Raw genomic sequence first — 20103 nt, 5'->3', positions numbered from 1 at the left:
CTATCGTGGACATGGTTCTGAGATCAAGGAGTTTCTAGTGGGCGGGTGACGGAACGAGTTCGCGCAGACGCCGCCCGGGATTGGAGTCCAGCAACAAACGCGTGTATTCGCTCTCTGGGTTGGCAAAGACCTGCGCGGTCGGGCCGACTTCCCGCAACCGCCCCCGACTCATCACGCCGACGTCATGGGCGAAGCGTTCAACCACGTGCAGGTCGTGGGAAATGAAAAGGTAGGACAGTCCCAAATCGCGTTGCAGGGTTTCGAGCAGGACCAGAATCTGGGCCTGCGTCAGGACGTCCAGGGCGGAGAGGGCCTCGTCAAGCACGATGGTGCGGGCGCCCAGGGCCAGTGCGCGGGCGATGGCCACGCGCTGGCGCTGGCCGCCGGAGAGCTCCTTGGGCCTGCTGTCGGTGACGCGCGCCGGCAGGTTCACCTGGTCAAGGAGCTCGGCCACCCGGGCGCGGCGTTCCAATCGCGACCCGACCCGGAAGCTGACCAGGGGCTCGGCAACAATGTCCCGGACCGTCAGCCGCGGGTCAAGCGCCGAATCCGGGTTCTGGTACACCAACTGCAGGGTGCGCCACAGCTCCCGTTTGTCCTTGCCCTGGATGGGCGTGACGTCGGTGCCGTGCACCTGTACCGTGCCTGAACTGGGGTCCAGCAGCCGCATAATCATGCGGGCAGTCGTCGACTTGCCTGAGCCGGATTCGCCGACCAATGCGAAGGTGGTTCCCTGGCGCACCGCGAAAGTGACGTCATCCACCGCGCGATGTTCGGTGCCGCCCCGGCCGAAGACCTTGGTGAGTCCGCGGACGTCGATCGCCGCGACGGGCTCATCCCGGGCCGCATCCACGACGGCCGGGACCTCCTTGGGGGCGGCCGGAGAGGCCTCCTGGAGCAGCCTGACCGTATAGTCGTCCTCCGGATGCGCCAGGATGTCGCTGACCGGACGGTCTTCGCGGATTCGTCCCTGCTGCATCACCACAATCCGGTCGGCCAGATCGGTTGCGACGGCCAGGTCGTGCGTCACGAAAATGACGGCCGTACCGTGGTCCCGGGCCAGCCTGCTGAAGACCTCGAGGACGCGCCGCTGCACGGTGACGTCCAGCGCCGAGGTCGGCTCATCGGCAATCAGCAGCTTCGGCCCGAGGCTGAAGGCGATCGCGATCAGGACGCGTTGCTTCAGTCCGCCTGAGAGTTCGTGGGGATACTGTTTCAGCCGCTCCGCCGGACGGTCGATGCCTACCAGTTCGAACAGCCGGATGACCTCTGCCCGGATCTCGCTTTTGGAACGTTTGCCTTCCTCGGGGTGCAGCCGGAACACCTCGGCCACTTGGGATCCCACCGTCTTCACCGGGTCCAGCGAGGCCCCGGGATCCTGCGGAACCATACCGATCTGGCGGCCACGGATCTTCTCCATTGCGCGTTCGGAAAGGCCGGCCAGGTCAAGGCCGTCGAAGAGAATGGATCCGGCAGAAACGGTGGCCGACTCGGGGAGCAGCCTGATGAGCGATTTTGCGAGCGTGCTTTTGCCCGACCCGGATTCGCCGACCAGGGCAACGATTTCACCCGGCTTGAGGACGAGTCCAAGGGAGTCTGCAGCCACGATGGCCCCTGCGCCGCGGCCGTATTCGACATGTAGTCCACGCACCTCAAGCAAAGGCGCGGCGTCGAGCAGAGGTGCGGCGTCGGGGCTGGGTTTCACTGGGTTGGTTGTCATGGGGGCTCCTGACTAGAACCGGAAGATCTTGAGAAGTTGGCGGCCGAGACCGGCCAGAAGAACGACCGTCAGCACGATGACGAGGCCGGGCAAGGTGGTCATCCACCACGCGCCGGCGAGGTATTGCCGGCCCTCAGAGATCAGCAACCCCCATTCCGGGGTGGGAGGAGGAGCGCCGAAGCCGAGAAAGCCGAGCCCGGAAATTGCCAGAATCGCCGCGCCGAGGTCCACTGCCAGCAGGGCGAGGACCGGGCCGCAGGAGTTCGGCAGAACATGCCTCCAGATGACGGACCAGTAGGATCCCCCGTTGAGGAAGGCGGCTTCGACGTAGTCCAGGTTGCGCACGCGGAGGACTTCCGAGCGCACCACGCGGGCGAACGAGGCAATCGAGGCGATGCCCACGCCCACCCCAAGGGAGATGGGTCCGGGCGCAAACGCCGTCACGATGATCAACGAGATCAGGAACCCTGGCACTGCCAGGAGCACGTCAACGAGGCGCATGGTGCTGGCATCGGCGGCCCGGCCGGCCGTCGCAGCGAATAGGCCCAGGGCCGTTCCCGCCACGGCGCCGATCAGGACAGCGAGCCCCGCGGTGAGCAGCGTCTGGGAGGTGCCGTGGACGACCCTCGCATAGACGTCCCGGCCCAGGTGGTCCGTGCCGAACCAGTGCCCTGAACTTGGAGGCTGGAATTTCTGCTTCGGAATGCCGCTGATGGGGTCGAAGCCGCTGAACAGGCCCGGCAGGACGGCCCACCCCACGACAACCAGCAACGGAATGACGGTCAGCCACAGGCCCGTTGGGCGCAGGATGGTTCCTCCGCGTTTCGCCTGGCCAGTAGGGACGGCGGCCACGGCGGCGGCCGGGGGCAACGAGACTTCATGGACGGGGTCTGTTTGCAGTAGCTCGAGGCTCACAAGATTCTCCGTTCGGTTTCAGGCGGTCAGTGCTCGTGGTGAGCCGTGGGTGCTGCTCTTGAGGATGCGGGGATCCAACAGCGGGTACAGCAGGTCGACGATCAGGTTCACGGCAACGAATGCCGAAGCCGTCAGCAGCACCAGGCCCTGGACCAGCGGGACGTCCTGGACTGTGACCGCCTGAAGTACCACCGATCCCAGACCGGAGCGGGCGAAGACGGTCTCCGTGATGACGGAACCCGCGAGCAGGGTTCCGACCGTGATACCGGCAATTGTCATCGCCGGACCCGCCGCGTTCTTCAGGGCGTGGCGGTAGAAGATCCACGCCGGGGAGGCGCCCTTGGCCCGCAGCACGTCGATGAAGGGCTGCTCATACACGTGGGTGATGCTCTTAAGAAGTACCTGCGCGATCGGGGCGGAAACGTGCAGGGCCAGGACGAGGACGGGGACTGCCAGTGACGCGAAGGAACCGTCCGGGAACAGGGACATCACGCCGAGCTGGATGGACAGAAGCTGCAGCAGCACGAGGCCGAGCCAGAAGACCGGAACCGCTGCGAACAACGGCGGGAGGTTGGTGATCAACCGCTTCAGCGCCGTCGAACGGCTCAAAGTGGCGGCGGCAACGAGGGCCAGCGCAAGGACTACGGCCAAGGCGAACGCGCTGGATGCCAGTGCCACGGTGGATCCGGCAACCGCGCCGATGCGCGTCGCCACCGACTGCCCGGAGGCCAGGGAGTACCCCACGTCACCGCGGAGCAACTGCCCGAACTGGTTGAAGTACTGCACCAGCAGCGGCTGGTCGTAGCCGTATTGCGCCTTCATGGCATCAATCGTTGCCTGGTCGGCCGCCGCGTCCGCCGACAGGAAAATCGTGACCGGATCGCTGGGCAGCAGCTGCACTGCCAGGAAGACGAGGGTGTACGCCAGCCAGATGACAAGGAGCGCCTGCCCGAGGCGCCGCGCGAAGTAGAGGCCCATGGCGGTCTATTTGCTGGTCTTCCAGGCACCCTGGAAGATCGGTGCGGTGCCCGAGGTGAATTCGACATGCGACTTGGCATTGGCACCATAGACCTGGACTTCGTCCCAGAGAACGAGGGCCAGCGATTGGTCGACAACCAGCGCGCGCTGTTCTTCGGCAACGGCCTGCTTGTGCGTGGCAGCGCTGGTAGCGGCGCGTTCCGTGGCGAAGAGCTTATTGAGCTGGGAGTCCGCATTCAGTGTCTGCGTGTTGGTTGCGGGGCCGAAGACCGGCCCCAGGCCGCCGTACGCGAACTGCCGGGTTCCGAAGAATTCCACGTTGGGGTCCTTCATGGCGGTCGCCAGGAAGGCGTTGTCCGCCGCGCGGTTGACCAGCTTCACGCCGATCTTGCGCCACTGCTGCTCGATGAGTTCGAAAGCGGGCTTGATAACAACCGAGTTGTTTGATGACGTGACCGTGACCTCAAGCTTCTGGCCGTCCTTGGCGCGGGTGCCGTCGGCGCCAACTGCCCAGCCGGCCTCCTCCAGCAGGCTCTTGGACTTCTCCGGGTTGTAGGCCAGGTCGGAGGAGAGATCAACGAAGTCAGGCGCTTCGCGGTTCAAAACGGAGCCAGCGAGTTCGTAGCTGTCGGAGAGCACCGTGTCCTTGAGTGTCTGCCGATCGATTCCAAGCTGCAGTGCCTGGCGGACCTTCACGTCGGCGAGCTTGCCGCTGCCGACGCGCACGGCGGCCATGTTTACCGTCAGGTCGATGCCTTTGGCCGGCAGGACCTGGTTGCCGCTCCCGGCGAGGGAGGTTTCATCGGCGGGCTGCAGGCCACGGACCAGGTCAACCTGGCCGGTCTGCACGGCCCCGGCACGGTGTGCCACTTCCGGCAGGTACTTCACGACGACTTTGTCCAGGTAGGCGGCTCCCGGGTTGGCGGCGCCTTCCGGGGCCCAGGCGTAGTCGGAGCGCTTTGCCAGGACGATTTCCTCATCGGCCTTCTCCGACTCGAAGGTGAAGGGACCCGATCCCGAGATCTTCGCGATGGCCGACTGGCCGGCGTTATCGAGCGTGAGGGTTTTCGGCGAAACGAGTCCGGCGGTGACGGAGGAAGTGGCGCGCAGGAAGTTGGCATCGGGGGAGGACAGCGTTACTTCCACCTGGTCCTCGCCGATGACCCGTGAGGACTGGTACGTGGAGAAGTCCACGTTGGGCTGGATCTTGGCGCTCTCGATGCCTTTCCCCAGCGCCTCGAAGTTGGCCTGGACCGCTTTGGCGTCCAGCGGCGTTCCGTCGCTGAAGCTCACTCCCGGGCGGATCGTGAAGGTGAACTTGGTCTGGTCCTCGCTCGCGGTGAACTTGCTGGCGATCCAGGGGACCAGCGCCCCCTTCTTGGCATCGAAATAGGTCAGCCGGTCCAGCACGCTGTTCAGGACGTTGGCCTTTTCGTAGAAGCGCGCCGCCTGGGTCTGGAAGTTGTTGATGGGCGTGACTTCGGCGAACACGAACGTTCCGCCCTGCACCGGCGTTCCATCCTGGGTTTGCGGTGCCGGGGCACCGGCTGTGTTGGCGCCGCAGGCGCTCAGGGCCAGGGCCGCGGCGCCCATCAGCGTGAGCAAACGCAGCGGGCGGCGTTTTGCTTTCGCGTTCGCAGCGGCGGTGCGTGATTCGTTGGTATCCATCGTGGATCCTCTCGGTCATGACCAAGGAACTCCAGAATCACGGGTCCAGCCGGCCGCCGCAGGGCGCCGGTTTGGAACGCGGGATCTTGGCAATCTCCATCGGTCCTGGCATTAGCACCGTGCCCGAAAGGGTGGTTGCTACGGCGTCATCGAGCCAGGTCTCTCAGCCGATCTGGATGGTTGTTTATTCGCCCAGGGGGGCTTTTTTCGTTCCCGCAACCCTTGTGGGTCGAGGTAACCCCTACTTTGCCGCAGAATCTTCGATTGACCAATCATTACGACACGTTCTGCAATAAACGCTCCTAGCGCGCCACATAACCGCCCACCCGGCGTCATGAACTTGGCCGGGCGGCGAGGCGCTGGACAGTGTCGTTGCGAGCGCACGGACGAAAACGGACGGCCACCCCGTTGCCGGGGTGGCCGTCCGTTTCAGCGCGCTGTTGGTCTTAGTGCTGCGCTTCTGCGGCAGCTTTCTCGGCAGCCTTCTCCGCGTCCTTCTCGGCGCGCAGAGCCTCCGTCTCGTGCTGTTCCTCGGCTTTTTCCTGGTGGATGACTGCTGCGAAAAGCTTCTCCATCTCCTTGGCCACCCCGGCCGCTGAGGCCGGGTTCTGACCGGTCACCAGCCGGTCGTCAACCACGACCTTTTCCTCAAAGACACCGGCGGAGACGTGGGTGGCGCCCTGTTCCTCAAGCCGGTCTGCCAAAAAGAACGGAATGACCTTGTCCTTCCCTGCGGCAACCTCCTCGTCGTTGGTGAAGGCAGCCACCTTCCGGCCCTCGACGAGGCGAAACCCGTTGGCCAGTTCCACGTTCAGCAGGCCGGCCGGGCCGTGGCAGACCGCGCCCACCAGGCCACCGGCGTTGTAGACGCTGGCAACGAGGTTCTGCAAGCCTTCGCTATCCGGGAAGTCCCACATGGTGCCGTGGCCTCCCACGAGGAAGACGGCGTCGTACTGGTCGGGATCCACGACGTCGACGCGGGCGGTGTTGTAGAGGCCGGCCCGCGTGGCCTCGTCCTCCGTGAAGGCGACCTGGATGGGATCTTCTTTGTCCACCTCGTCGCGCGGTGGTTGGCCACCCTGGATGGATGAGAAGTCGACGAAATGCCCGGCATCCTTGAAGACTTTCCAGGGATGTGCAGCCTCGGCCACGTTGTAGCCGGTCTTCTCGCCCGTATCGCCGATCTCGGAAACGCTAGTCAGTACCATGAGGATTTTCTTCATGAAGTGCTCCTTCCGTCTAACGCCCACCCTACGCCCAGCCCGATTCAGACCGCGTCCTGTTCCGCTACATCCGGGCGAGCCGGGCCCGGACCGCCATGAAGATGCCGTAGCAGATCAGGCCGGCGCCAACGGCGGCGAGCATGTACACGCCCAGCGGCTGCTCCCGCAAGGCCCGCAGGCCGCCGTCGAGCCCCGTGGACTGCGACGGGTCCGCCTTCAGTGTGGCGATGATGACCAGCAGCCCGGTCAGCAGCAGGGCTATGCCCTTGGCGGCGTAACCGGCGATCCCGGTGGCCGTTACGGCGGTGCGCGCCTGATCGTTGGAGGGCATCCGGATGTACTTGACGAAAGACTTCCGGAAGCCGCGGATCGCGTAGACGATCCCGGTCACGGCGACGGCCGCGCCGACGAGGATGAGCAGGAAGGTGCCTCCCGGCGCCCTCATCAGGTGCAGGGTGAGGTCGCTTGTGGACCGGCGCTGGTCCGATTGTGCGCCGACCGCGACGGACGCGAGCGTCAGCCCGAAGCCGGTGTAGACCAGGGCCTGCAACGCGGCCCTGAGCTTCTTCCCGACCTTCTTCTTCGTGGGCAGGTGCTCAAAATCGAAGATGGCGTCGCTGGTTTGCCAGATGGCCAGGGCCACGCAGGCCGCGCAGGCGGTCCAGAGCAGCACGGGGGCAGCGGGCTGCGCGGCCAGTTCGGCCACGGCGCCGCTGAAATCCGCACGCCCCTGCCCGCCCATGGCGAGCCGGATGGCAACGAGCCCGATCAGGAAGTGCAGCAGTCCCGAGACCGCGAACCCGGCGCGGGCCGCGATTTCCAGGGGCTTGGAATTGGTGACGTCTTCCGCGACGTCCGCCGCGTCCTTCAATTCTTTTTTGATGGCCGTTCCTTGCGTTCTGTGGTTCGTGCGACGGCGGAATTCCCGCCGGGGCTGCATTATTCCGTAATCGTGCCACGAGATTCCGCGGTGCGGCAGGAAGCCCCCCGCACCACGCGGACGTCCGGGGTGCCCTCCCTGGCGGACCGTCAGCGGCGCCGGTAGCAGAGGTCGAAGATCAGCCGGCCGGCCTCATGCGCCTTGTTCTCGAAGCTCGTCAGGATCCGCCCCTCAAACCTGGGCGCCCAGCCCCCGGCCGCGTCCACGCCCTCGTTGGGCCCGGTGTGTTCGGTGCTGACCGGTGCCCGGCCCTCTTTGACCGGGGCGCCGCCCACTACGGATTCCACCCCCGACTCCCACACCTGCGTCAGCGGGCTGTCGGCACCGCTGCGCTCGCCTGCGTGCAGGTTTTCGAAGTCGGCCGAACCGGCCAGGACTTCGCGCACGTGCACGGCGTAGTTGGACCAGTCGGTGGCGATCCGCCACAGGCCGCCGGGCTTCAGGGCGCGGGCAGCGAGGTCTGCAAAGGCCGGCTGGATCAGGCGCCGTTTATGGTGCCGCGACTTGTGCCACGGGTCGGGGAAGAACACCCAGAGTTCGGTCACGGAACCGGCCGGCAGCATGGTTGCCAGCACCTCCGGGGCGTTGGCCTCCACCACCCGGACGTTGCCCAGGCCGCGGCTGTTGATCTTGATCAGGGTGTTGGCCAGGCCGGGGGTGTAGACCTCCACGGCCAGGAAGTCAGTGTCCGGATTCTGCTCGGCCGCGTGGCAGACCGCGTCGCCGAGGCCGGAGCCGATTTCGACAATCAGGGGTGCCGTCCGGCCGAACTCGGCCTCGGCGTCGAACACGTAGTCCGGGTCCACGGAGGTGTTGGCGACGTGCCGGGGGACATCGACGGCCCACCGTCCGGCGTGCTCTTCCCACGCCGCCTGCCGCCTGCCCTGCAGCCGGGTGCCGCGCCGCACGAAGCTGACCGGCCGGCCGCCGTAGGTCCCGAAGGACGCCTGGGTGCCGGGCGTGACAGCGCGGGAAGGCTGCGGCTGCTGCGGGGATTCTGGTGCTTCGCTCATCACCTCCAGAATAGTGGAGTTCCGAAGTTCCGGTCCCGGCCGGGAAGGCGCAGCCGGGCTCCCGGGCCCGCGGCGGCCTGCCACAATGGGTCCGTGACCACACCCAACAGAGCGCCACGGCCGGACCGCGCCGCCACCGCCACCGCACCGGACCCGCTGGTGGACGCCGAGGTCGACGCCGTGCCGCCCGCCGGTCCGACGCTGCCTGGCAGCCGCCGCGCCCTGGCCTTCCTGGCCGTATGCCTGGTGCTGATCGGACTGAACCTGCGCACCGTCTTTTCCAGCTTCGGCGCGGTGCTTCCGGAAGTCACCGCCGACGCCGGCCTGCCGGGCTGGGCCGTTGTTGCGCTGACGACGGCGCCGGTGACCCTGCTGGGTGTGTTCGCGCCGCTCGCGCCGGGCCTGGCCCGCCGGTTCGGGGCCGAGCGGGTCCTGCTCGGAGCCATGGCCGTGCTGACCGCGGGGCTGCTGCTGCGTCCCCTCGAGCTGCCGGGCCCGGGCCACCTGCCGGCGCTGCTGGCCGGCACCGCCGCCTGCGGGGCCGCGATTGCCGTCTGCAACGTGCTGCTCCCCGGCCTGGTCAAGCGCGACTTCCCGCATCGGGTGGGGCTCATGGGCGGCCTGTACACCATGTCGATCTGTGCCTCCGGCGCCCTAGGTGCCGGGTTCACCTACCCGCTGTTCCGCGCGACCGGGCACTGGACCTCGGCGCTGTGGTTCTGGGCGCTGCCGGCCGGCGTCGTGCTGCTGTTGTTCCTGCCGCTGGCGGTGCGGCAACGGCACGGACGGCAGCACGGGACGCCGGACGGGGTCAGCGTCTGGCGCTCGCCGATAGCCTGGCAGGTCACCGGCTTCATGGTGCTCCAGGCGATGATGTCGTTCAGCGTTTTCTCGTGGCTGGCACCGATCCTGCGGGAGCGCGGGGTCGACGGCGCCACGGCCGGGCTGATGGTGTCCGCGTCGATCGTGCTGCAGATGCTCGGCTCGCTGTTTGCCCCCGCGCTCGCCGCGCGGTTCCGGGACCAGCGGGCCATCAATACAGTGGTGGCGCTGATGACCGGCGGCGGCTTCGTCCTGAGCATCCTCGGGCCGCTGGACTTCATCTGGGTGTGGACCGGGCTGCTGGGCCTCGGCCAGGGCAGCCTGACGGCGGCGGCGCTCACCCTGATCATGCTGCGCACCCGCGACGCGCACGCCGCCGCGCACCTGTCCGGCATGATGCAGGGCGTGGGCTACGGCGTCGGCTCGGTCGGGACCCTGCTGGTGGGTCAGCTGCACCAGGCCACCGGGTCCTTTGCTGCGGCCGGCGTGTTGTTCCTGATCGTCGGGACGCTGGCCGCAGCTTTCGGCTACAAGGCAGGGCGGAACCGGTTTGTCGGAGGCTAATGCCGCCCCGGAAGGCATCTTCCACCGCCGCTATCTCCTGGTGACCGTGGGCGCGCTCGCCCTGGTTTTCCTGGCCGCCTTCGAATCACTCGCGGTGACCACCATCATGCCCGTGGTCAGCCGCGAACTGGACGGGGCAAGTCTCTATGCGCTGGCCTTCGCCGGACCGCTGGCCGCCGGCGTGATCGGCATGGTCGCTGCCGGAAACTGGTCCGACCGGGGCGGGCCGGTGGCGCCGTTGTACGCCTCGGTCGCCTTGTTTGTCCTGGGCCTGCTGATCGCCGGAACCGCCGCGAGCATGCCCGCCCTAGTGGCTGGCCGGCTGGTCCAGGGCCTGGGCGGCGGGGCCATGACGGTGGCGCTCTACGTGGTGATCGCCCGGGTCTACCCGCCGGTGCTGCATCCCCAAATCTTCGCGGCGTTCTCGGCCGCCTGGGTGATTCCTTCGCTGGTGGGGCCCTTCGCGGCGGGCCTGGTGGCGCAGCTGGCGAGCTGGCACTGGGTGTTCTTGGGCGTGGTGGGCCTGGTGGTTCCCGCGCTGCTGATGATCGTTCCGGCGCTGGGCCGGCTCCGTTCCCCCGGCGCGCGAAGTGCCGGGCCGGGGGAACCCGAAGACACCGCGCCGCGGACGGAGACAGCCGTCGGGAGCGGGCGTGGGAGCGGGGCCAAGACCGGGCCCGGGGCCGGCGCACGCCGGCCCCAGGGCTACGGCAGGCTGGCGTGGGCGGCGCTGGCGGCCCTCGCGGTGCTCGGCCTGAACCTCTCGGACCGGGTTCCGGGCATTGGCGGCATCGTGGCCGTCGCGGCGGTCGCCGTCGCGCTGTTCGCCGTCCGGCCGCTGGTGCCGCCCGGGACGCTGACCGCGCGCCGGGGCCTGCCCAGCGTGATCCTTACCCGGGGCCTGGCCTCTGCCGCCTTCTTCGGCGCCGAGGTGTATCTGCCCTACCTGCTGGTGGACCGTTACGTCTTTTCACCCACCTTTGCGGGCCTCGCCCTCACCGGCGGTGCCGTCGCCTGGGCTGCCGGCTCCGCTGTCCAGGGCCGGCTCGGAGAGCGCCTGGAGCACCGCAGCGCGGTCCGCGCCGGAGCGGCGATGGTGCTGGCCGCCATCGTCCTGGTCCTCGCCACCACCGTGCTGAACTGGTCCGCCGCCGTCGCGATCGCCGCGTGGGTAGTTGCCGGCGCGGGCATGGGCCTGATGTATGCCCGCCTGAGCGTGCTGACCCTGGCGCTGTCGGACCGGACGAACCAGGGCTTCAACAGTTCGGCCATGTCCATCTCCGATTCGCTCGGCGGGGCCCTGTCGTTGGCCGGTACCGGTCTTGTCTTCGCGGCCGTCGCGACGGTGGCCGGCTCCGGCGCGGCCCCTTTTGCCGGCGTCTTCGCCATGACCGCCCTGGTTGGCGTCGCTGCGGCGTTGGTCGCGCCGCGGGTAACGGGCAGGCGTCCGTCCCGCGGGCTGTAGCGGCCGTTGCGGCCGGCTGAAACGAGAGGGCCGCCGCAGATGATAGACTTGGGGAACTTGATGTGCAGTGATGCCCAACGACTTCGTTTAGCCGGCTACCGGCGATCCAGACGAGCTTGGCGGGCTTTATTCATGTGAGAGGCACATCCTGCGTCGATGAACGCGTTCTATTTGGTCCCGACGGCCTGCGTAAGCTTGCAGGCCGCCCGGTTGACCACCTGACTTTTCTTCGGCGAACCCCTGGTCCAACCGGCGCCGGGGGCCGATATCCGCTTGGATACCGCCTGAAAGACCTTTTGAAAAACATGACTACTTTTGCTGCCCTCGGCACGCCCAAGGCTCTCGCCGACACCCTCACCGCCCAGGGGATCCTCGAACCGTTCCCCATCCAGGTCAAGACCCTGCCGGACACCCTGGCCGGACGCGACGTCCTGGGCCGCGGCCGCACCGGCTCCGGCAAAACCATCGCTTTCGCCATCCCGCTTGTAGCACGACTCGCTGAGCGGGAAGCCAAGCACTTCCGCAAGCCCGGCCGCCCGATGGGCCTGGTCCTGGCTCCGACGCGCGAACTGGCCACCCAGCTCAACGCGACCATCGAGCCGATGGCCAAGGCCATGGGCCTGACCACCACCGTGATTTACGGCGGCATCTCCCAGGCCCGGCAGGAGAAGGCCCTGCGCGCCGGCGTCGACATCGTCATCGCCTGCCCCGGCCGCCTGGAAGACCTGATCCGCCAGCGCATCGTGACCCTCGAAGCCGTCGAGATCACCGTCCTGGACGAGGCCGACCACATGGCCGACCTCGGCTTCCTCCCGGTGGTCAAGAAGCTCATGGACATGACCCCCAGCCAGGGCCAGCGCCTGCTGTTCTCCGCCACCCTGGACAACGGCGTGGACAAAATCGTCCAGCGCTACCTGTCCAACCCGCTGACCCACGCGGTGGACGACCCGCAGGCCTCGGTGACCACCATGGAACACCACGTCCTCGTCGTCAACGACCAGACCGTCAAGAAGCAGCTGATCGTCGAGCTCGCCTCCGGCGCCGGCCGCCGGGTGCTGTTCATGCGGACCAAGCACCACGCCCGGAAGCTTGCCAAGACCCTCACCGACGCCGGCATCCCCGCCGTCGACCTGCACGGCAACCTCTCGCAGAACGCCCGTGACCGCAACCTTGCCGAGTTCTCCTCCGGCGAGGTCCGCGTCCTGGTCGCCACCGACGTCGCCGCCCGCGGTGTCCACGTCGACGACGTCGAGCTGGTCATCCACGTGGATCCGCCCACCGAGCACAAGGCATACCTGCACCGCTCCGGCCGCACAGCGCGCGCCGGTTCGGACGGCACTGTGGTGACGCTGACCCTGCCGGAGCAGCAGTCGGACGTGAAGAAGCTGATGAAGGCTGCCGGGGTCGAGGTCAGCTTCGAGCGCGTCACCGCCAACTCCCCGCTGGTGGCCAAGCTGGTCGGCGAGATGGCCGAAAAGATCGATCCGCGCACCCGCGCCGCGCTGCTGGCCGCCAAGGCCACGCAGCAGGGCGGCGGCACCTCCACCGGTGCCAACGCCGAGCGCAAGCGCGCCCGCCGCCAGGCTGCCCCCACCGCGGGCGGCCGGGGTGGCCGGGGCGGGCGCGGACGGGTGTCCGCCGAGGCCCCCCGCACCGACCTTCCCCGTTCGGAGCGCCGCGCGGTGGCCTACGAGGGCCAGGCCGCTGCCCGGAACGCAGCCGATCGCGTCGCGGAACAGAACCAGGACCGCGCCGACGCCGAGCGCGCCGAACGCCGTAACGCCAGGGGCCGCGGCCGCGCCACTGCTTACGGACACCACAACGACGTACCTGCAGCCGGCGGCCGTGCTTCGGCTGGCCGTGGGTCGGACGGCCGCGGCTCGGACGGACGCGCTGCCGAGGGCCGCGGCGATTCCCGCGGCGGTGCGGCACCCCGCAGCGGCGCTCCGCGCACCGGCGCGCCCCGCACGGGCGGCGCCACCGGCGGCCAGCGCGGCGGGCGCCCGGCAACCGGCCAGCGCGCAGCTGCCGGCGCCAAGTCCGGCGGGTCCGCAGCAGTATGGTCGTCCAACACCGGCGGCACCTCGGGCGGATCCTACGCGGGCGGCGGCACCGGCCGCTCGGGCAGCGGCCGTCCGGGACGCAGCAGCGGTCCCCGCCGCGCGTCGGCACCGGCATCGAACGAGCGCCGCAGCCGCTAAGGTCCAACCGCTCCCTAACCACCATCGAGTGCTCCAGAACGGCCGTTTAGAAGGTTCATAACGGCAGTTTGGGCCCACGCCGGCAGAGTTCCCTGGCCGAGCTTGCGAGGCGAGGGGGCCGGTGGGGAGCACTCGATGAGGGCTTTAGGTTTTACCAGCCGCGGGCACGCCACTCTTCCAGGTGCGGGCGTTCCGCGCCCAGGGTGGTTGGCTTGCCGTGTCCCGGGTGGACCACCGTGTCATCCGGGTAGACGTCGAACAGCCGCTCGCTGACATCGGTGATCAGCTGGGCAAACCGGGCCGGATCCTTCTGGGTGTTGCCCACGCCCCCCGGGAACAACGAGTCGCCGGAGAAAACGTGCGCCGGGCCCTCCGGGTCCTGGTACACGAAGGCCACCGAACCCGGGGTGTGGCCGCGCAGGTGCACCGCCGTCACGTCGAAACCGTCGAAGTTGCCGACGTCGCCGTGATCCAGCGGTACATCGACCGGCACCGGCAGTTCGGCTGCGTCATCCCGGCCGGCCGCCGTCCTCGCGCCGGTAGCCTTCACCAGGGCCGGCAGCGCGCGGACATGGTCCCAGTGCTGGTGCGTGGTGGCGACCAACATCAGCTTCGGCGTCGCCCGGGTATCAGCCGCGGCGTCCGCGAGCAGCCCCTGGATGGCGGCAACATCATCGGCCGCATCGATCAGGAGCTGCGCGCCGGATGCCTTGGCCGTGAGCAGATACACGTTGTTGTCCATCTCGCTGACCGAAATCCGGCGGATGGTGATGTCACGGAGCGAATGCATAAGTGAGTCCATGGCATCAGTCTAGGACGGTGCTATTCGCGGCCTTGGGACACCCAGTTCGGATCTGCGGACCGGGAACCGACGACGGCGTCCGCGGCTGCGTCGAGCCGCTTAAGTTGCGCCGGGCTCAGCACAAGCGTCAGGGCGCCCAGGTTCTCGTCGATCCGGTCCGCTTTGCGGGTGCCGGGGATCGAGACCACGGGTAGTCCCAGCCGCCGGCCCTGCGCCAGCAGCCAGGCCAGCGCCACCTGGGCCGGCGTCGCGGTGTTTCCAGGGCTGCTGAGCTCGGCGGCAACGGCCTGGATCGCGGCCACCACGGCCTGGTTGGCGTCCAGGGCGGCGTCGGCGAAGCGTGGGATGTTGCGGCGGAAGTCGTTGCTGCCCAGCTTCGAGGCGTCCACGGTGCCGGTGAGGAATCCCCGGCCAAGCGGCGAGTACGGCACAAAACCGACGCCAAGTTTGGCCGCCGCAGGGACGATGTTGCGTTCCACGTCGCGGCTCCAGATGGACCATTCGCTCTGGACCGCGGCGATCGGGTGGACGCTGTTGGCCTCCCGGAGCTCCTCGGCCGTCACCTCGGACAGGCCAAGGTGCCGCACCTTTCCAGCTCGTACCAGCGCCGCCATGGCTTCCACGGTTTCCATTATCGGAACGCGGAGGTCGCGGCGGTGCATGTAGTACAGGTCGATGGTGTCCGTGCCGAGGCGCTGCAGGCTGCGGTCCACTGCCTGCTTGACGTACCCCGCGTCGCCGCGGATGTCCGAGTAGCCCGTGGACGGCGTGCCCACCAGGCCAAACTTGGTGGCCAGCTGCACCTCGCCGCGGCGTTCCTTGAGCAGTTGCGCAATCAGTTCCTCATTGCTGCCGCCGCCGTAGATGTCCGCCGTGTCGATGAAGCTCATGCCGGAATCCACCGCATGGTGCAGGGTGGCCAGCGCCTCCGCCGGGTCCACCTCGCCGTACACCGGGGTCAGGGCCATGCCGCCGAATCCCATCGGGCTGACCTGCAGGCCATCGCCGAGCTCAACTCTCGCCATCATCTTGGATCTCCTCTTTCTGCCGGGGTGGTGCTCTTCCTGCCAAGAACCCCGGGCGGCCGGTGGCTATTCCGGCGCTCCTGCCCAGTGCTTCGCGGCGCTCCCGCCCAGTCTTTCCGGCGCTCCCGCCCAGTTCTTCCCGGCGCTCCCGCCCAGTTGCCGGCCGCTGCCGGCCCGGGACACGGCGTGTCGCGTCCGGATCAGCTGCCGGGCGGATACTAACCGGGCGGGAGCGCAGACCCGTCCGCTGGCCGGGCGGCTGGCTGGCCGGTCCACTGTCCACCTCCGTGATCGTCCCTTCCTTCCGTGAGGATCCGGAAACCCTGAAGGACCTCGAGACGTCTGCCGATCACTAGGCTCGAGTGTCACCATCGTCCGCCAGCATCTTGCCCTGCCGGGTGGTGCTGTTCCTGCCCAGAACCCGGGCGGCCGGTGGCTATTCCGGCTCTACGGGTTCAGCTCGGGCGTTCCTGTGACCGGCCTGTACCCGCCGTCGTTCCTGCGGCGGAGCCGAGCTCGCCGGCAACAAGCCGCTCCAGGACATCGGTGAGCACCGCAAGCCCGGCCAGCAGATCGGCGTCGTGCGTGAATTCGTTTTCGTTGTGCGAGATGCCGTCCACGCTCGGGACGAAGAGCATGACCGTCGGGACGATGTCCTTCATGTTCGTCGAGTCGTGCCCGGCGAGTGTCATGACGGGCCGGTGCGCCAGGCCGAGGTTTGCCGCGGCCTTGGCCGCGAGCTCGACGCCCTCCGGCTGGTACGGCGTAACGGGCCAAGAGTGCGACATCCGCCGCTCGATGGTTACGCTCGCCTCCGCCTCGATCCGGCTGACGCGTTCGTGCAGCAGCGCGTCAGCCTCCGCCAGTACCGACTCATCCGCGGAACGCAGGTCGAGCAGGAGGCTCACCCGGCTGGGGACGACGACGGGTGAGTTCGGGTACACGTTGAGCTGCCCCACGGACGTGTGCAGCACGCCGGGGAAGGCATCGGCGATCTCGCGGGCTGCGACCACGAGCATCGCAGCGCCGAGCAGGGCATCGTGGCGGTCTGCGATGGCGGTCGAACCCGTATGCGCCTGCTCGCCGTGCACCACGAACTCGTACTTGTTCGCAGCCCAGTTGGAGTGCACGAGCCCGATCGTCACTCCGTCGCGTTCCATCGACCGGCCCTGCTCGACGTGGATCTCCACGCACGCCGCCGCTTCGGGGCCGTCCCAGTCACCGCGGAACCCTAGCGCGTCAAGGGCATCGTGCACTGTGACGCCCGCGGCGTCCTGCACCGCCAGGGCATCCTCAGGCGTGAGCTTGCCGGTGTACACGGAGGAGCCCATCATCGACGGCTGAAACCTCGAACCCTCCTCGTTGAACCAGTTGACGACGGCGATATTGGCCACCGGCTCCCGACCCCCGGCCGCGCCGTGGGAGCCGGTGCGCCCAGCGACCCGGAACGCCGCATGGGCAGCGGCGAGGACGCCGTACGCGCCGTCGTACTTGCCTGCGGTGGGCTGGGAGTCCATGTGCGAGCCGGCGACAACGTACGGGGCGCCCGGCACGAGCTCAAGCAGGCCCCACTGGTTGCCGATCCGGTCATACCGGACGGTGAAGCCGTGGTCCGTGAGGACCCGCTCGAGCCAGCGGCGCTGCTCGCCGTCGGCCGCGGTGGCCGCCTGGCGGTCCACACCGCCGTTTCCGGTCGCGCCAAACGTACCCATCGTGGCGAAATCGGCAAGGAAGTCCTGGTTGGTGGGCAGTGGGGCGTTCATGCGGGCACTCCTTCGAGGGCGTGAGAGTAGGTCGGGTTCCCACCGAGGAACGTAGCCTCGACGGTGATTGCGGTCAGGTCCGGTGCGTCCAGCGGATTCGCCGATAACACGGCGGCGTCCGCCAGTCTGCCGGGCGAAAGCATTCCTTTGGTCCCGGCCGCTCCGGTAGCCGCGGCTGCTTGGGTGGTGTACAGGGCGAGCGCTTCGCGGCGCGTGAGGCGCTCGGCGGGGTTGCCGAACACCGCACCGGAGGAGGTGCGGCGGTCAACGTAGGCCTGCATGCCCCGGAGCACGTCACCGTCAGCCACCGGACGGTCGGAACTGCCGGCCACGGTGACCCCGGCAGCGAGGAACGAGGCCGCTCGGTACGCCCAAGCGGCCCGCTCGGGGCCGAGGGAGGCGGTCATGCCGTCGCCGCCGTCGTGGAAAAAACTTGACTGCGGGGTCACGGCGATCCCGGCCGCGGCGAGGCGGGGGAGCTGGTCAGGGCGCACAATCGAGGCATGCTCAATACGGTTCGGCAGACCCCGGCGGGCATAACGGGCCTGGAGGTCTTCGAATAGTTCCAGGGCCAGGTCCACGGCGCGGTCACCGATCGCGTGGGCTGCGATCGCCCAACCGGAGCGGTACGCGGCCTCGATGGCCGTCTTAAGGCCCTCGGAGTCGCCCTGGAAATAGCCGATATTCCCCTGCCCATTCCCGTGCCCGTGCCCGGTTCCGTGTCCGCAGTAGGGCTCCGACACGGCGGCGGTGCGGCCCAGCAGGGAACCGTCCAGGAAGACCTTGACCGGGCCGAGCGAGAGCAGGTCCGAGCCGAAGCCCGAGTGCATGCCCAAGTCGAGGCCGGTGCCGAGGCCGTCCGAGGCGTGCCCCGAAAGCGGCCTCAGCGCGTCGAGGACGGGCATAACCTGGGCCCGCGCCGCCAGTGTCCCCGCGGCTGCGGCGCGCTGGAACGCCGCGAATTCGACGGGACTCTGCCCGATCCAGCCGCCGCCGATTCCGGCGTCGGTGAAGGACGTGATGCCCTGCGACGCGTACACCTTCGTGGCCCGTTCGATCGCAGTCTGGAGCGTCGCAAGCGGCCGGGGCTGGAACAAGGCTTGGAAAGTCCGCTGCGCCGTCTCCTCGACGACACCGGTGGGCCGCCCGGCCCCGTCCCTCACAATGCTGCCGCCGTCCGGGTCCGGTGAACCTGGTTCGGCCAGTCCCGCACGCTTGAGTGCGGCGGTGTTGACGACCGCGAGATGCCCGGAGTTGTGGCGCAGGAACAGCGGCACGTCGCCGGTCGCGGCGTCGAGCATTTCCAGCGTGGGGAAGGCCCCGCCAAAAAGTTCGTGGTTGAAGCCGGAGGCGATCAGCCAGTCCTCGCCCGTCGTCCCGGTGCTGACTTCCGCGGCGGAGCGGACCAGGAGGCGGTAGAGCTCCTCAAAGCCGGTGCAGCCTTCGACCGATGGTTCGATCAGGCCGAGCCCGAACCAGGGTGTGTGGCAGTGAGCGTCGATGAAACCCGGGACGAGGGTCCGCCCGCCGAGGTCCAGGACCTCGGTTGCGGCGAGCCCGCGAATGTCCTCGTCCAGCCCGAGGATCCGTCCGTGGAGGATCCCCAGGGAACTCGCTGCCGGCCGGGCCGGGTCCATGGTGATGATGTCCGCATTGCGGATCACGAGGTCGAGCTTCACGCCTTCAGGCCCTCCTGCTTGATGCTCAGCGCGGGGATCGCGAGCCCGGACAGAGCGGTGAGAACGGCGATGCCCACGAGCATCCAGGCGCTCGGAACCCAGGAGCTGCCGCTCGCGGCGAGCGTGGCGGTGGCGATCATCGGCACGAATCCGCTGAGCAGCCCGGCGAGGTTGGAGGCGATGGCCACGCCGGTGTAGCGGATCCGGGTGGGGAACATCCCGGACAGGGCCACGCCACTGACGGCGTAGGGGATGGACAACGCCATCACGCCGACGGTCATGCCGACGATCACGAGGGCGGGATTCCTACTTTCGACCCCGAGGAACGCGGGGAAGGCCACGATGACGGTGGCGAGGCCGCCGCCGAGGATCACCTTGCTGGCGCCGAAGCGCTCCGCGAGCCGGCCGCCCGCCAGCAGCGCGGGGACCTCACAGACGGCGGCGATCAAGGTCGCTGTGAGCATGAGGTTGCGGTCGATCTTCAGCACAGTGGTGCCGTAGAAGACCACGAACGTGGTGATGAGATAAAAGCCGCCGACGCCCAGGAGCGCGGAGGCCATGCCCACGAGGATCTGCTTCCACGAATTCCTGAGCACGCCGCGCAGCGGGGACTTTTCGACCTGCTCGGCCTCCATGAGGGCGACAAACTCGGGGGACTCGGAGAGCTTCGATCGGATCCACAGCGAGACGAGAAGCAGCGGGATCGCGACTAGGAACGGGATGCGCCAGCCCCAGGCGTCGAAGCTGTCCTTGCTGATCAGCAGGGCGAGCAGGGCAAAGCCTCCCGAAGAGAGGATGGTGCCGATCGGGGAGCCAAGCTGGGGGAGCGCCGCGTACCGGCCGCGCTTGGCCACGGGGGCGTTCTCGACAGCAATCACCATGGCGCCGGACCATTCGCCACCCACGGCGAGGCCCTGGACGATGCGCAGGAGGACGAGCAGGACGGGCGCCGCAACGCCGATCGCCGCATAGTTCGGCAGGATGCCGATCAGGCCGGTCACGACGCCGATGCCGACGATCGTGGCCATCAGGATCTTCTTGCGCCCGATCCGGTCGCCGAGCATGCCGAACACGACGCCGCCGATGGGTCGGACAACGAATCCGATCGCCAGGGTCGCGAACGAGAACATGCCCGCCAGGATCGGGTCCTTGGTGGCGAAAAACTGCGTGTTGAACACGAGCGCGGAGGCGGTCGTGAACAGGAAGAAGTCGTACCACTCAAGGGCGGTGCCGACCAGGGCCCCGAGTGCGACGCGCTGGGTGACCTTCTCATCAATAGGAAGGCCGGCCTGCGTTGCCGTTGTAGTGCTCATGCTGCTCCGTTG

General features: G+C 68.2%; 15 protein-coding genes and 1 riboswitch. Of the genes, 3 read left to right on the top strand and 12 right to left on the bottom strand.

The window, feature by feature from the left end:
- Window positions 1–34: 34 nt before the first annotated feature.
- From AC3ANP_RS03685 to trmB, 7 genes are all read right to left on the bottom strand, one after another.
- Window positions 35–1720: a dipeptide ABC transporter ATP-binding protein gene (locus AC3ANP_RS03685; RefSeq protein WP_488332004.1), complete on the bottom strand. Its 1686-nt coding sequence runs from the start codon at window positions 1718–1720 to the stop codon at window positions 35–37.
- A 12-nt stretch (window positions 1721–1732) separates the two neighbouring features.
- Window positions 1733–2635 (bottom strand): ABC transporter permease, encoded by a 903-nt coding sequence (locus tag AC3ANP_RS03680; protein WP_488332003.1) that lies wholly within the window; start codon window positions 2633–2635, stop codon window positions 1733–1735.
- Between the two features lie 18 nt (window positions 2636–2653).
- The gene (locus AC3ANP_RS03675; RefSeq protein WP_488332002.1) at window positions 2654–3613 is read right to left on the bottom strand and encodes an ABC transporter permease; all 960 of its coding nucleotides are present in this window, start codon (window positions 3611–3613) and stop codon (window positions 2654–2656) included.
- Between the two features lie 6 nt (window positions 3614–3619).
- On the bottom strand, window positions 3620–5281 hold the full coding sequence (locus AC3ANP_RS03670) for an ABC transporter substrate-binding protein (protein WP_488332001.1): 1662 nt from the start codon (window positions 5279–5281) through the stop codon (window positions 3620–3622).
- 93 nt (window positions 5282–5374) lie between these two features.
- Window positions 5375–5464, bottom strand: a riboswitch (SAM riboswitch).
- Window positions 5465–5727: 263 nt separating this feature from the next.
- The gene (locus AC3ANP_RS03665; protein WP_488332000.1) at window positions 5728–6504 is read right to left on the bottom strand and encodes a type 1 glutamine amidotransferase domain-containing protein; all 777 of its coding nucleotides are present in this window, start codon (window positions 6502–6504) and stop codon (window positions 5728–5730) included.
- 64 nt (window positions 6505–6568) lie between these two features.
- Window positions 6569–7375 (bottom strand): DUF1206 domain-containing protein, encoded by an 807-nt coding sequence (locus tag AC3ANP_RS03660; protein ID WP_488331999.1) that lies wholly within the window; start codon window positions 7373–7375, stop codon window positions 6569–6571.
- 158 nt (window positions 7376–7533) lie between these two features.
- Complete coding sequence (trmB, locus tag AC3ANP_RS03655; protein ID WP_488331998.1) at window positions 7534–8457, bottom strand: tRNA (guanosine(46)-N7)-methyltransferase TrmB; 924 nt, start codon at window positions 8455–8457, stop codon at window positions 7534–7536.
- 156 nt (window positions 8458–8613) lie between these two features.
- On the opposite strand from trmB, the gene AC3ANP_RS03650 reads away from it, so the two are divergent.
- The 3 genes from AC3ANP_RS03650 to AC3ANP_RS03640 all read left to right on the top strand — a co-directional run bounded on the left by AC3ANP_RS03650 (window position 8614) and on the right by AC3ANP_RS03640 (window position 13509).
- Complete coding sequence (locus AC3ANP_RS03650) at window positions 8614–9843, top strand: MFS transporter (RefSeq protein WP_488333135.1); 1230 nt, start codon at window positions 8614–8616, stop codon at window positions 9841–9843.
- A 106-nt stretch (window positions 9844–9949) separates the two neighbouring features.
- Complete coding sequence (locus tag AC3ANP_RS03645) at window positions 9950–11308, top strand: MFS transporter (protein ID WP_488333134.1); 1359 nt, start codon at window positions 9950–9952, stop codon at window positions 11306–11308.
- Between the two features lie 305 nt (window positions 11309–11613).
- Window positions 11614–13509 carry a DEAD/DEAH box helicase gene (locus AC3ANP_RS03640; protein WP_488331997.1) on the top strand — a complete coding sequence of 632 codons (1896 nt, stop codon included), beginning with the start codon at window positions 11614–11616 and terminating at the stop codon, window positions 13507–13509.
- 151 nt (window positions 13510–13660) lie between these two features.
- Here AC3ANP_RS03640 and AC3ANP_RS03635 read toward each other — a convergent pair whose 3' ends face one another.
- The 5 genes from AC3ANP_RS03635 to AC3ANP_RS03615 all read right to left on the bottom strand — a co-directional run bounded on the left by AC3ANP_RS03635 (window position 13661) and on the right by AC3ANP_RS03615 (window position 20091).
- Window positions 13661–14311: an MBL fold metallo-hydrolase gene (locus AC3ANP_RS03635; RefSeq protein ID WP_488331996.1), complete on the bottom strand. Its 651-nt coding sequence runs from the start codon at window positions 14309–14311 to the stop codon at window positions 13661–13663.
- 20 nt (window positions 14312–14331) lie between these two features.
- Window positions 14332–15339 carry an aldo/keto reductase gene (locus AC3ANP_RS03630; RefSeq protein ID WP_488331995.1) on the bottom strand — a complete coding sequence of 336 codons (1008 nt, stop codon included), beginning with the start codon at window positions 15337–15339 and terminating at the stop codon, window positions 14332–14334.
- 452 nt (window positions 15340–15791) lie between these two features.
- Window positions 15792–17099, bottom strand: coding sequence for a M20 family metallo-hydrolase (locus AC3ANP_RS03625; RefSeq protein ID WP_488331994.1), 1308 nt, complete (start codon window positions 17097–17099; stop codon window positions 15792–15794).
- Window positions 17096–18778 (bottom strand): amidohydrolase, encoded by a 1683-nt coding sequence (locus AC3ANP_RS03620; protein ID WP_488331993.1) that lies wholly within the window; start codon window positions 18776–18778, stop codon window positions 17096–17098. Before AC3ANP_RS03620 ends, AC3ANP_RS03625 begins: the two co-directional genes overlap by 4 nt.
- The gene (locus tag AC3ANP_RS03615; RefSeq protein ID WP_488331992.1) at window positions 18775–20091 is read right to left on the bottom strand and encodes an MFS transporter; all 1317 of its coding nucleotides are present in this window, start codon (window positions 20089–20091) and stop codon (window positions 18775–18777) included. The genes AC3ANP_RS03620 and AC3ANP_RS03615 overlap by 4 nt, the downstream gene beginning before the upstream one ends.
- Window positions 20092–20103: the final 12 nt, after the last annotated feature.

The organism is Arthrobacter sp. JB02-1C, from assembly GCF_057748045.1.
The sequence above is the reverse complement of the archived record's forward strand: the minus strand, read 5'-3'. Positions and strand labels throughout refer to the sequence as shown.